Source organism: Bacillus haimaensis (assembly GCF_048270625.1).
In the GTDB taxonomy this organism is placed as follows: domain Bacteria; phylum Bacillota; class Bacilli; order Bacillales; family Bacillaceae_I; genus Sutcliffiella_A; species Sutcliffiella_A haimaensis.
The window spans coordinates 4,493,579-4,506,793 of the sequence record NZ_CP158164.1; the positions used below are offsets into that span (position 1 = coordinate 4,493,579).

Here is a 13,215-nt window from a genome sequence, read left to right on the forward strand (position 1 = left end):
AAATAAGAAACCTGTAAAGGAAGGCAGGTAACAACAGCATGAATGTAAAAGCCATTATTCTGTTTTTGTTCATGATCTCATTGATTGGAGTGACGGGTTGTATGAACGCAGAGAATAAGTTTTTGTCCCACTTAGAAGAAAAGTATAACGAAGATTTTGAAGTAGAGAATGTGAAAGAAGGAAGTATCATTTTTTCCGAAATGTATGGAAAAGATAAAGCGCTTATTCATCCTAAAGGAAATGAAGATTTAGTATTTTTAGCGGGAGAGTATCGGAAAACAGAGGAAATCTATGACAATTATATACTGGCAAAATGGGGTGAGGAGCTAAAGGCTGAATTAAAAGAAGAGATGGAAAGAGAATTGCCCAACAGCCCATATAAGGTTTCAATAATGGCGGCTGATGATACCTATGATGCTACTATGTTGGATAAACCTTTTTCAGAATATGTAAAGGAAAACAAAAATATCATGATTATGTTAACAGTAGGTGTTTATACCACTAAAGCACCAGATGTGGAAAGATACAGTCAAGGTATTTTTAAGATGTATCAGAAATTGAAAGGATATGGTACCAATTCATATGCAATATCCGTAGGATTCGTAGATGAATCCGAAGATATTACTGATTATATCCGAACAGCCAATATTAATAACATTGCATGGTCCAACTTAGATGCAAAGGTATATGGGGAGATCAGTTTTGATGATAGATCAAATCCAGAAAACCCGAGTCCTAACATCAGTGAAGAACTAATTGTGACTAGTCCAAAATCTGTCATTCATCACTACGAAAAGTTAGGAGAGTGAGGCAATGTCACTTTCCAATCTTACTGATGAGGAAAAAAACATCCTGCTGCAATTATCGTATATAGATGTTCCGCCAAACTGGAAGGTATCGGATAAATATTCCTATACCATTGATGAACTTATTGCAAAAATAGAACAAACAACAGGAAATAAGTTGGAAGACAACGACAGAATGAAAAATATTAAAGAATTTATTCAAAGTGACGCCTACCACTCTTCCAATTTGAAAGATGTAAAACTCGTAGGCTACCAGAACCACAACCCCAACGAAGGCAACAACACTAAAGGTGGGTCAGAATCCGGCTTTGTCGGTTATGCTTACCGAGACGAAAATGGAAATGCTACGGCAGTGTTTAGGGGAAGTGAAAGTTTTGGTGAAATGGAACACCTGGAAACGGACTGGAGGGAAAATACTGAGGCATTCATTGGGAGGGAAACGGTACAGCAAAAGGAAGCGAATGAATTCTATGCGCAGCATGTAGCGCTTCACGACGGTGAGAAGAATGTTCTTGGTCACTCCAAAGGCGGCAATTTGGCATCCTATGTATATGTCAATAATCTTGGTGATAACATTAAGGGCTATGTTATCAATGGTGCACCCTTATATTGGTGGAAATTAGAAGATTTCCAGCAGGAAGGTCTGAAAAATGCGGATAGATTCTCGTTCATCGTCTATGACGGGGATATCGTTTCCCAACTTGGCTATGCGCCATACGTCACAATTAGAGTTCCGCTTGATAAGCAGACAGGGGAATATACAGATCCATTCTACCCTCATGCGGAGACAAGCGTGAAATTTGATGAGGACGGGAATATGGTCGGCGTGAAGGAAGGTGGCTCCTTTGTATCCGATGTTCAGGATTTTCACCTACTCTATCAAAATATCGAAGCCACAGTAAAAGGATTTGTCGTAGAGAAGGCAGAGCAGATCATGACAGCCATCAGTGATGGTGCCAAATATGTCATCGCAGCTATCAATAAAAGGCTGACGGATGCAGCGAACTTTATCAAGGAGCAGACGATCAGGCTGATCAACAAAATTGAGACGGTGTCCAAGAGTCTGGAGAACAAAGTGCGAGGGTTCTTTGAGGACGTAGGGAAAAAAGCATCAGATCTCTTCGGAAAGGTTGTCAGTGGAGTAAGCGGCTTCTTCGGTGGCACCAGCCTGCCGCAGGAACCTTATATCAAGGTCGATTTGCATCGCCTTGTCTATTATTCTTCCAGACTGCAGTCCATTAAGAGCAGGACCAACCATGTGAATTCCTTAATCAACAGCCTGTACGGGGAAGTCGGTATCTTCGGTTTGGATAATCTGATCAAAGCGGATATCCTATCTGCCATGAACAATAACATCAATCAAAACATCGCTTATCTGAATCAGGCGAGGGAATTTTTGCAGAAAAAGGAATCCTACCTCGTGTCCAAGGCCAATTCATTACGTTAAACAGGAGGTAGCTACCCATGGATCCGAAAGTGAAGGGTAAAATCAGTAGCATCATTGAGGAAATCAGTGTCATCTCCAGGGAGCTAGAGGATATTTCAAACGGCATCAACCATGAATTCAAAGGGATCGGCAGTAATTACAGCGCAGCAAGCCTGAGGGAGACGGCTCAGAATTATCGGAATATCAGCAATGAGTTGAGGAAGATTTGATTCTGTAATGCAGGGTAATAGGTTGATTGCTAAGCGAGTGTCGACCAATTGCTGATCGGGCGCAAATTGAGAAAATCGGGCGAAAGAGCCCCTCTTTCGGGCGTGAATTTTGATTATCGGGCGAAAACCTTGAAGTATCGGGCGCAAATCCTGATTATCGGGCGAAAGCGTTATATGGAGACCAAAAACTAACGCAGATACGCGAGCTTCCAGCTTTGAACAAAGAGATTCCTTAGTTTTATCCGTTACGATACATGATTCCGGACCGCCCGCCCACCCACACAAAACGACAAGCAACCCTACAAAACAGCTCATTTAAAGGAGGTGAGAAAGAATGGCGCGTTCTATCCAAGTTGATCCAGCGAAATTAGAGACAGCAGCAACACGAATCGACCAGCAGGCTGGCGATTACGAAAGAATCTACAAGCAACTTTTCAGTGAAGTGGACGGAATGGGTGCTGCATGGCAAGGAACTGATAATGTTGCATTCGTTACGCAAATCAAAGGCTTCATGGACGATTTCCAAAAGATGTCCGCTTTGATGAGACAACACTCTGAATTCCTTAAAATCAGTGCTAAAACTTACCGTGAAACACAAAACGAAGTGGTTAATGCTGCGAAAAGACTTAGCAACTAATCTATCTTGAAAATAAAAAGGGCAGGTGAATGAAATGTCAGTGGATGGAATTAAAATTTCCCTTGGGGAGGTTTCCAAAACAGCGGGTCAAATCAGAACGCTTAACGCTCAATTGGCTGCGAAGCTGGAAGAGATCAAAAAAGAGATGAACGGCCTATCTCAAACTTGGAACTCTGATGCTTCCAACACGATCCGTACCAACTTCAATGCTTTGGCGCCACGTTTTGAAGAGTATCGTACAGTAGTGGACGCTTACTCCAAGTTCTTGGACTCTACCGTAACAAACTACAACTCTGCAGAAACTCAAATCAACAACAACGCAAGTGCGTTCAGATAATTAGTAGTCAGCTAGGGCAGTTAGTGCATGCTAATTGCCCGAGTTATACAAAAATAGAATGTCAGATTAATAGTCTGGAGACGAGATAATATGATAAAACATGTTGATTTATATATCGAAAATTATGGTCTATCCAGTTTTTTATATTTGGAGGTTCCAAATAAAGAAGAGCTGGACGAAGCAGCACTGGATATGCTGAAAACCACAAGCCACACGGGTTTGCTTCCGCTTGCTGTACTTTCCAAAAAAGAGCAACACTACATCCGTTATGAATTGGACACGGAAATGTCATTGGAAGATTTCCTCTCTCAAAAGCTTTCAAAGGATAAGCTTATTGCCTGCATCTCCAATCTATTGGAAACCTTGCTTAGTTTGGAGGAAATAGGGCTTGATCTTCAGCACTTCCTTTTCGATAAGCAATCCATCTTTATTGATAGTTTTTCAAATAGATTACTTTTCCTATATATCCCTATTAAAAATAATTCGTTTGAAAAGGTATCACTGAAGGACTTCCTAAGAGAACTCCTCTATACAGCTCCATATGATGAGGCAGATGATTTGGCATTCTTTGTTCGATTACATAACTATCTGATCGATTTCAAGGATATCGGGCTTCCGGAAATGGTCGAAGACTTGAAAGGGCTTGGTGCATACAATCCTTCCAGTATCCTTGCTATCCGTAAAAAAGTGGAAGCTGCCGAAAAGCCTTCCAACTTTTATCGGCCTGGTCAGGTAGAGGTCAAAACGTCCAGCTCGGTCGAAAACGGCGTACATACCTCGCAATACAGCTCACGTAAAACGGACAAAAAGATAGGCAGCAAGCTCGAAATAGAGGAAGAACTGCAATATAAGAGGATTACCCGGACTGATTTCGATCAGGCGAAGGACCTCAAAGAAGATAACACATTACGGGATTCTGCTCTGAACATGCTGCCAAAAGCTGGCGCAGACCTTCTCCAGGAGGAGGCTGAGGAGGAAGGGACAACTGTTCTTGGTTCTTCAGCGCCTTCACTTGAAGAAGAGTATGAAGGTACGACGATGCTTGGTGTGGAAAACTACTCCACCTCCCCGCCATACCTGTTGAATGGTGTAGGGAACCCGAAAATCGCAATCACCAAGCGTGTTTTTAAAATAGGGAGAGACCCAAAGGGCACAGATCATACATGCCAGAACAAGGTGGTAGGCCGAGTGCATGCCCATATTTTACACGAAAACGGGGAGTACTTCATTGAAGACAACGACTCCAGAAACGGCAGCTATGTCAACGACCGAAAGCTTCAGCCGAAGGAAAAAGTGAAAATAAGGCACGAAGACCGCATAAGGCTCGCAAATGAGGAGTTTGTCTTTAAACTCTTTTAGAGAGGAGGAAAAACAATGGCATTTCTTACTGCTTATCACACCGATAAGGGAATCAAAAAGCAGACAAACCAAGATGCTCTTCTGCTTAAATCAGCCAGGACACCAAAAGGGCAGGTAGGACTTTTTATCATTTGTGATGGAATGGGCGGACTGACACAAGGTGAATTGGCGAGTGCAACTGTAGTAGAACATCTGTCTAAGTGGTTTGATAACGATTTACCCAGGATCCTTGAGCAGGAGACGCCGGAGACAGAGCTTACTGACAGGTTGGAGAGAGCAATCAGTGAAATCAACCAAAAAATCCTGACATATGGCGAAGGGTCCAACGTACAACTAGGAACTACGCTAACTGCTCTGTTAATGGTCTACTCCAGCTATATTCTCGTGCAAATCGGGGACAGCAGAGCTTACACGCTACTTGATGACACCTTAACTCAGCTAACGAAGGACCAGACATTGGTGCAAAGGGAATTTGAAAAAGGAAATATCACAGCTGATCAGGCGAGGGTCGATCCAAGAAGGAATGTCCTCTTGCAATGTGTGGGAGCAACAAAGGAGTTAAAGCCTGTCATTTCAACGGGAACAGTAGAATCAGGAAGCGGATTCCTGCTATGTTCCGATGGTTTTTACCATGAGATGACAGACGGGGAGATTGTCGCAAGTCTCAAGCCTGAGGTCATCACGAGTGAGGACGCTCTGCAGAACACCGTGAAGAATCTGGTGGAGAAGGTAAAAGCGCGTAAGGAAAAGGACAATATCTCCGTCATCTTTACGCAGGTTACATAAGTTTATGGGGGAATTCTCTTGCTGCAAATAGGGACTATAATAGATGATCGATATGAGATCTTAAAGGAAATTGGCCGGGGTGGAATGAGTGTCGTCTACCTTGCCATGGATAATCGTTTAAATAAATCGCTTGTCGTCAAGGATATCCGCAAGCGCCAGCATAGCAACAATGAACTGCTAATCAATAGCTTGATCGTGGAAGCAAACATGCTGAAGAAGCTGGATCACGGGGCGCTGCCGAAAATCTATGACATTATTGAATCCTCCGGCGACATCTATGTTGTCATGGACTATATCGAGGGGGAGTCGCTGAAGGAACGCCTCAAGCGGGATAACGTCATTCCACAAAAGGAAGTCATCGACTGGGCGAAGCAGCTGGCCAATGTGCTCGGCTACCTGCATACAAGACAGCCGCATCCGATCATTTACCGTGATATGAAGCCCGATAACGTGATGCTGACCCCAGAAGGGAAGATAAAGCTCATCGATTTCGGTATCGCACGGGAATATAAGACGGAAAATTCCACGGATACAACCAACCTTGGAACCAAGGCATATGCTGCCCCTGAGCAGATATCAGGCAAGCAGACGGATGCCAGGACGGACATATATAGCCTCGGGGTTACCCTGTACCATCTGGCAACCGGAAAAAGCCTTACGGAACCGCCTTTTAAAATGAAGCCGATCCGCTATTGGAATCCTGCTCTATCAGAGGGGCTCGAGCATATCATCCTGAAATGCACCCAGAGCGAGCCGAATGAACGCTACCAAAGCTGTGAGGAGCTTGCGTACGATCTTGAAAACATCAACAAGCTTACAAAAGACTATAAGAAAATGCTGTTAAAGCAGCTTTATCTTTTTCTGATTCCGTTCGCACTCTTTCTTATTTTCACAACGGTCTCGGCCTTTGGTTATAGCGGGATGAAGAATGAGCAGTATCAAGACTATATGAGACTTGTAAATGATTCAAGCAGATATCTGATCCAAGGAGAAGATGTCGAGGCCATCGAACGGCTAGAGCGCGCGATTGTCGTGGACCCGTCCAAATCGGAGGCCTATATCAATCTATTGGACTTGTACATCAGCCGTGATGAAACGGATGCAGGGCTCGCCAAGATCGAAACCTATATCCAGGATGAATACGGGGATGTACATGAAAATGATCGCGTCCTTTTCAAGGTGGGGATGATCTACTTTGATGAAAAGAGTAATTATGTGTCCGCGCTAAGATTCTTCCAGCGGGTGGATACGGAAGAGATACCGGATGCAAAGTATTACCGGACGCTTGCAAGCACGATGGGCAACCTGAATATCGACTACTCGGAATTTGCCAAGAACCTCTTGGATTTCGAGGTGTATAATGACAAACTGCCGAATGACAGCAGAAAGCTTGATAACTATTCTTCACTTGCCAATATTTATATTTCCTATAAAGGGCAGATTGCGGATGCCAATACTAGAACGATAGAAATTGTCCAAAAGGCTAGTGATATCTTGATCCAGCTGGATAATGAACAGCTCCTATACAAGTTCGAGGTGGATTTCGAGCAGAAGCTTGCCCAGGCATACCATAGCCGAGGCGTGAATTCGAAGGATCTGAATGCTGCAAAAGATGATCTTCAGCTTGCGGTCGAGCATTACCACAACATCATTGCTCTCGATATGCAGCAGAAAGAACAGTCGATGCTGAAAATCGGGACCATCTATCAGGAAATGGGCGAGTCGCTGAAAGCGAAAGAACAGTTCCAGCTTACCGTAAAAGAGTTCCCGAACAGTGTGGATGCACATGTGAACCTGATCAACCTTCTATTGGATATCGAGCAGGGCAAGAACGAGGGTGAAAGAAAATATCAGGATGCCCTCAACCTTTTCAAGCACGTTACAGGCCTTGATGGGGCAAAAGAGGCATCATCATACCAACGTTTAGAAAGAAGATTGAGCAATCTCAATCTATTATAGGGGGAGTAATGACGATGACATACCAGATAATGTTTTACGGAGGTCTGGCAGCAGCGCTCCTTACCCTGATCATCACGGTCTATGTGTATGTAAAAATGAACATCCGCCGGGTCATTTCCGACCTGACGGGCATCAAGTGGAAAAGTCCTATCGGCAATAAGAAGTCCTCCTCACCTTCTAACGAAGAGAAAACACGGACGACCAATGAAATTCGGTTGAAAAAGCAGGATATGGAGGGGGACGAAATCACCGAGCTGATGGAGGACGAGGTAGCCGCCACCGCTCTGCTTGACGAAAGCGATGTAGGGGAAACCACCCTGTTGTCGTCAGAGGATGAACAGGGGGACGAAACGTCCCTCCTTGGAGAAAGCATGGAGGAGACAACGTTACTAGCCGATGAGCCAGCGTTTTATTTTAGAAAAGAATTAAATGTAGTGGTAACCCATTCCACTACGAAACTATGAGGTGGATAGAAAATGATAAGTACGATATTGACCGTTTACAAGAATAAGAAGTCGTTCCTCTGGCTGCCGGTGATTGCCGTCCTTCTTATGTCTATTCTCGCTTTTAATGTAAAGGTATTCTCCACGATTGACGTAAAAATGAATATTACGTTCAATGGTGATACCTGGCAGACGCATAAAGAGGATTTCAATCGCTCTTGGTTCTCCAAGGATAAGGATTACGTCACGTTTACTGTGGATTTAAGCGAACATTTTCAGGAGGAATTCATGGATGATCGTCCTTTCGCAATCGTAAGTGAAGGCGTGGATCCATCCAGCATTTCCTACAAGGATGTCTTGAATGGAGAGGGACTCAAACAAGGGATTTTTGAAGTGAAGGTACCTGTTGCTGGTGACAACAACTATGCTTTTACTGCACATATTACTGAAGGAAACTCCTGGGGTCTTGATACCGGAGCGCCGAAAACTTTCCGTGTGGAGAAAGATACCACTTCCCCTGACATCAGCATTTCCAGTGTGGAGGATGGGGCACTTTATAAGGATAAAGTGGAAATGGCCTTCTATGTAAATGAGAAAAATTTTGATAAGGATAAAACGAAGGTCTCCTATTCGTTTAATGGAGAAGCGAAGGATGCGGAGATCTCCTGGCAAGAAGAAAAAGGACTGGTAGCCTTCGATAAAGATGGCGAATATCAGGTGACCATACAGGCAACGGACTATGCTGGAAACGTAAAAGAAGAGAGCGTCTCTTTCTCTATTAACAATAAGGGAGCTGTTTTGAGCGTTACCGACGATAAAGGAAACGAAATGAATGCTGAGGATGTTTACAATTTAGATGGCATTACTCTGAAAGCAACAAATGGTATTTCCCTTGAGTCTGCTACGATGGTAGTGAAAAAGCATGGAACGAATGAAGAGTTCCCAGTAGTTGCTACCATACAGAACAGAGAAGCAACAGGAACGCTTGGCGGCCTGACAGAGGGCATCTACACTGTTCATGTAACAGTAAAAGAGAAGCATAAGAACGGAAACGAGCATACACTTCCGACCTTTACTTTTACTGTAGATAAGTCGGCTCCGGCTCTATCCATTTCCGGCGTAGAAAATAATGGCCGCTACGAAACCGAAAAGAAAGTGGAGTTCCGTGTGAAGGATGCCAATATTGACCTCTCCAGATCTTTTATCACCATCACAAAGGATGGTGAGGAGTGGATGACTAATCAGAAGTTGCATGTGGATGAAGATGGAGCTGCTTATAATCATGAATTTTTTGAGGACGGACTTTATGCAGTTACTTTTACAGCAGTGGACCTTGCGGGGAATACGAAAACTCATGAGGAATTATCCTTTACGGTGGATACATCCAAGCCGAATATCTCCTATGAAGGTATGAGTGAAGACAAGAAATACTACAATGAGTCCTTGGATGTTACGTTCAAAGTAAGTGATTATACCATTGACCTGGAAAAGTCGAAGCTAGAAATTGTCAAGGATGGCGGCGAACCCATTGTAAAGCAATTCAAGAAGCACTTTTTCTTCTACAATGCAGAAGCCGAGCATTCCTTTACAGAGGATGGAAGCTATGAAATCAACATTACTGCCGCCGACTATTTTAGTGAGCCAGTAACAGTAATGAAGAATATTGTCATCGATAAAGTGAAGCCTTTCGTAAGCATCACCGGTGTAGATAACAAGAAATACAAAGAGCCGCAAAAAGTGGATTTCAACGTAAGCGATCAGAACCTGAGTCTGGATACGACCATGTTGACTGTCTACAAGGACGGAGAGATTTACGAGCTTCCAAAAAAGCTGAACTATACGAGTGACACGGAAGCAAGCCTGCTGGATGTGGAATTCAAGGAAGATGGGGACTATGTTCTTCACCTCGAATCAACGGATAAAGCGGGAAATGTAACAAAGCATGAACCAATCGAGTTTACGGTGGACCAGAGTGCCCCGACCATCACCATTGACGGTGTGGAAAACAATGGCCACTACCAAACAGACAAAGCGGTTACCATCACTTTGTATGATGTAACACTTGATCTTAAAAATACAGAAGTGACCGTGAAGAGCAATAAAGATTCCACTCCAAGAAAGATTGAACCTTCTAAGGTTAAAGGAAAGAGGGAAGCAATATTCGAGCAATATTTTAATGAAGAAGGAATATATGAAATAGCCATCCGTTCCAAGGATACCTTGGAGAACGAAGAAGCACAAAAGAGCCTCACTTTCATCATTGACCGGTCTGCTCCGGTATTGGATGTCAGCGGCATTAGCATGGATGCATTCGTAAAAGGTGGCGAAAAGCTGACCATCACGGCAAATGAACTTCATTTTAAAGACGTAAAGGTTACAGTGGATGCCACCATCACAAGAGCCGACGGCAAAACAGAGCCATACGACAACATCGGAAAATTGGAGGTCGACGACGTGACGTCTAGCATGTCGCACACCTTTACAGAGGATGGGTTCTATACCATCAAGGTTTCCGCTATCGATAAAGCGGGCAACCGGGCGGAAGATATATTTCTTCAATTTACGGTGGATAACATCAAACCGGTGCTTGGCATTTCCGGGGTTTCCGATAAGGAATACTATTCTTCCAACCAGAAAGTAACGTTGAGTGTGAAAGAGTTCCATTATCACAACAACAAAGTGAAAATGGAAGTAACGAAAAACGGTACTCCTTACTATATGGGAGAATGGGTAAATGACGATGTAACATCCAAGTTGATGCACGATTTCAATGAGGACGGAGATTACGTGATCAAGCTAGATGCCAAGGATGCCGCAGGAAACGAAGCTGCAACCGAAGTCAAAGCCTTTACCATCGATAAAATCGCCCCTGTACTTAGTGTGACAGGAGTCGAGGATGGGGAGGATTACAACCGGGATATGCCTGTGGAAGTGAAGCTGAGAGATACGAACCTTGACCTTACTACAACCAATCTCGTAATCACAAAAAATGACAAAGCATACGATGCCGGCAGCTTCAATGTTTCTGGAGGCGTCGCGACCTTAAAGCATAACTTCAAGGAGGAGGGGAAATACACCATCTCTTTCTCTGCGACGGATAAAGCAAAAAATAAAACGGTTCACGAGGATATTTCTTTTATTTTAGATAAAACACGTCCTGTGGTGAAACTGGATGGAGCAGAGGACAATTCCTTCAATCCTGGTAACAAGACAGTGACGCTTACCGTTGACGAGTTGAACTATAGCACCAATGACGTGAAGTTGACGGTCACTAAAGACGGCCGTGGATATAACATGGGTGCTTGGAGAAACACTGGAAAGCAGTCAAAGCTGAGCCATAATTTCACTCAGGATGGTCTCTACACGATCACCGTTTCTGCAATCGATAAAGCAGGAAACGGACCTGTGACGCAAAAGCTGACCTTCACGGTAGACAAGGTCAATCCTGTCATTAATATCGAAGGTGCAGATAACGATGCACACTATAATGTCTATAAGAGAATCCAGGTTTCCATCAATGATTTGAACTTGGACATCAACAATGTTGCTGTCACGAAAAACGGCAGAAGCTATTCCGTCGGTGGATTTGCAGTGAACGGGAACGTTGCATCACTTGCTCACACCTTCAGTCAGGAAGGTGACTACCGTATTCAGGTAAATGCAACAGACAAAGCCGGTAACAGCTTTAGCAAGGAACTGGCTTTCACTATTGATAAAACGGCTCCAGTCATTACTCCTAAAGTGAAGGGTGATGGAAAAACCATCAAAAATGGGGAATTCATCAATTCCATCTTTACACCGGATTTTGCACTGGATGTAGCGGAGGACAGTATCGTCTCCATGACATTAAACAATCAGAGCATCGTGAGTAATCGGGCTCCAATCGCATCGAAGGATATGAAGTACAACTACCGGGTGGTTGCAAGGGATAAGGCTGGAAACGAAACAGTCCTGGAAATCAGCTTCACTCTGGACACTACCAAGCCGCTTCTTGAAATTACAGGAATTATCGAGGGCTTTTTCAACGAAAACATGGTGCCGGTCATCAAGTATGCCGATATTCATCTGGATGAATCCCTTAGCTACATCCAATTGGATGGCAAGCCATTCACTAGCGGTACAACATTAACGGAAGAAAAAGATTACGTGCTGGAAGTGGTTGTCACAGACTTGGCTAATAACGTGACGAAGCGGACCATCCACTTCACGATTGATAAAACAGAACCAGCCATCTCATTCATGGATCCAATTTCGGATAAATACTTCACGGATGAGGTTATTCCGGAATTCCTGATTGACAGCTTAAGTCCTTATGACATCATTGCCTTGACCCTGAACGGAAATCCTTATGAAATCGGAGATCCAATTACAGAAGAAGGCAAGCACGTGCTTTATTTTGAGATCAAGGACAAGGCCGGCAACATCAAACAGCTCAGTGTGGAATTCATGATCGATAAAACTCCACCAAAAGTGCTTGTGGATGGAGTAAAAGAAAAAGGAATCTATTATGATCCTGTAACAATCAGCCTTCAGCTTGAAAATCCAAGCGATAAGATCCTAACCGTCATGATCAACGGGGAGCTTTTCGAGGGCGATGTAGTGGAGATAGACGGAAACAAAGTGATCCGTTCCACTTTCAGTGACATCAAGCCATACGAGATTATCGTGGAAGCGGTAGATGAAGCAGGAAACATAGAGCGCTTTGTTCTGCCATTTGAAATAGCGGACAAGAGTGTGCTAGTAAAAGTTTACGAAAACAAACCACTATTCTTCGGAGGCATTGTAGTTGGACTCATAGGTACAGCAAGTGCAGCCGCCTATGCGATCAGACGCAGAAAGCAGAATGTGGACAGTCCGCGTGCAAGCGGAATCGAAGAGTAATATGCAGAACTAGCCAAAGAGAGCTTTGCTTGACGGAGCTCTCTTTGGCTTTTTTATGTGTAAATCGAAAAGTATACCAGTATAGGTTTTTTTAAACGAACGTTTGATTAAAAAAGTAGAAACCCCTTGTGCGCCAAGTGAATGAAAAAAAATCAACAAATTAACTTTATAAAAAGGTTTTGTAAGAAAGCATGTCAAAACAACCGAAATTGAAGCTGAAATAGCTATTTGGCTATTAATTACTTTTATCAGTATAGCAATTTTTAAACAAACGTTTGATTAAGAAAAAATAGAATCGTTGCGGCCCAAAGGATTGAAAAAAATTATAAAAATTAACTTTTAAAAAAGGTT

General features: G+C 43.4%; 10 protein-coding genes. All 10 read left to right on the forward strand.

What is annotated here, in order from left to right; genetic code table 11:
• Positions 1-101: 101 nt before the first annotated feature.
• The 10 genes from ABN702_RS22625 (at position 102) to ABN702_RS22670 (ending at position 12,864) form a co-directional block, all read left to right on the forward strand.
• Positions 102-809, forward strand: coding sequence for a hypothetical protein (locus ABN702_RS22625; protein ID WP_417898824.1), 708 nt, complete (start codon positions 102-104; stop codon positions 807-809).
• Positions 810-813: 4 nt separating this feature from the next.
• Positions 814-2,253: an Mbeg1-like protein gene (locus tag ABN702_RS22630; protein WP_417898825.1), complete on the forward strand. Its 1,440-nt coding sequence runs from the start codon at positions 814-816 to the stop codon at positions 2,251-2,253.
• Between the two features lie 17 nt (positions 2,254-2,270).
• Positions 2,271-2,462 (forward strand): hypothetical protein, encoded by a 192-nt coding sequence (locus tag ABN702_RS22635; RefSeq protein WP_417898826.1) that lies wholly within the window; start codon positions 2,271-2,273, stop codon positions 2,460-2,462.
• A gap of 334 nt (positions 2,463-2,796) precedes the next feature.
• A complete protein-coding gene (locus tag ABN702_RS22640) occupies positions 2,797-3,099 on the forward strand; it encodes a WXG100 family type VII secretion target (protein ID WP_386634967.1) in 303 nt (100 codons plus the stop codon).
• A 34-nt stretch (positions 3,100-3,133) separates the two neighbouring features.
• Positions 3,134-3,436: a pore-forming ESAT-6 family protein gene (locus ABN702_RS22645; protein ID WP_204412719.1), complete on the forward strand. Its 303-nt coding sequence runs from the start codon at positions 3,134-3,136 to the stop codon at positions 3,434-3,436.
• A gap of 90 nt (positions 3,437-3,526) precedes the next feature.
• Positions 3,527-4,795 (forward strand): DUF6382 domain-containing protein, encoded by a 1,269-nt coding sequence (locus tag ABN702_RS22650; RefSeq protein ID WP_417898827.1) that lies wholly within the window; start codon positions 3,527-3,529, stop codon positions 4,793-4,795.
• A gap of 15 nt (positions 4,796-4,810) precedes the next feature.
• On the forward strand, positions 4,811-5,581 hold the full coding sequence (locus ABN702_RS22655; RefSeq protein WP_417898828.1) for a PP2C family protein-serine/threonine phosphatase: 771 nt from the start codon (positions 4,811-4,813) through the stop codon (positions 5,579-5,581).
• An 18-nt stretch (positions 5,582-5,599) separates the two neighbouring features.
• Entirely contained in the window at positions 5,600-7,540 is a 1,941-nt protein-coding gene (locus tag ABN702_RS22660; protein WP_417898829.1) for a protein kinase domain-containing protein, read from the forward strand.
• A 14-nt stretch (positions 7,541-7,554) separates the two neighbouring features.
• Entirely contained in the window at positions 7,555-8,004 is a 450-nt protein-coding gene (locus ABN702_RS22665; protein WP_417898830.1) for a hypothetical protein, read from the forward strand.
• A gap of 12 nt (positions 8,005-8,016) precedes the next feature.
• The gene (locus ABN702_RS22670; RefSeq protein WP_417898831.1) at positions 8,017-12,864 is read left to right on the forward strand and encodes an Ig-like domain-containing protein; all 4,848 of its coding nucleotides are present in this window, start codon (positions 8,017-8,019) and stop codon (positions 12,862-12,864) included.
• Positions 12,865-13,215 lie beyond the last annotated feature (351 nt).

Bases quoted from the DNA above. Each gene is read 5' to 3' on its own strand.
- ABN702_RS22625 (WP_417898824.1), top strand. From the start codon at position 102: ATGAACGCAGAGAATAAGTTTTTGTCCCACTTAGAAGAAAAGTATAAC.
- ABN702_RS22670 (WP_417898831.1), top strand. From the start codon at position 8,017: ATGATAAGTACGATATTGACCGTTTACAAGAATAAGAAGTCGTTCCTC.
- ABN702_RS22645 (WP_204412719.1), top strand. From the start codon at position 3,134: ATGTCAGTGGATGGAATTAAAATTTCCCTTGGGGAGGTTTCCAAAACA.
- ABN702_RS22630 (WP_417898825.1), top strand. From the start codon at position 814: ATGTCACTTTCCAATCTTACTGATGAGGAAAAAAACATCCTGCTGCAA.
- ABN702_RS22655 (WP_417898828.1), top strand. From the start codon at position 4,811: ATGGCATTTCTTACTGCTTATCACACCGATAAGGGAATCAAAAAGCAG.
- ABN702_RS22640 (WP_386634967.1), top strand. From the start codon at position 2,797: ATGGCGCGTTCTATCCAAGTTGATCCAGCGAAATTAGAGACAGCAGCA.
- ABN702_RS22635 (WP_417898826.1), top strand. From the start codon at position 2,271: ATGGATCCGAAAGTGAAGGGTAAAATCAGTAGCATCATTGAGGAAATC.
- ABN702_RS22650 (WP_417898827.1), top strand. From the start codon at position 3,527: ATGATAAAACATGTTGATTTATATATCGAAAATTATGGTCTATCCAGT.
- ABN702_RS22665 (WP_417898830.1), top strand. From the start codon at position 7,555: ATGACATACCAGATAATGTTTTACGGAGGTCTGGCAGCAGCGCTCCTT.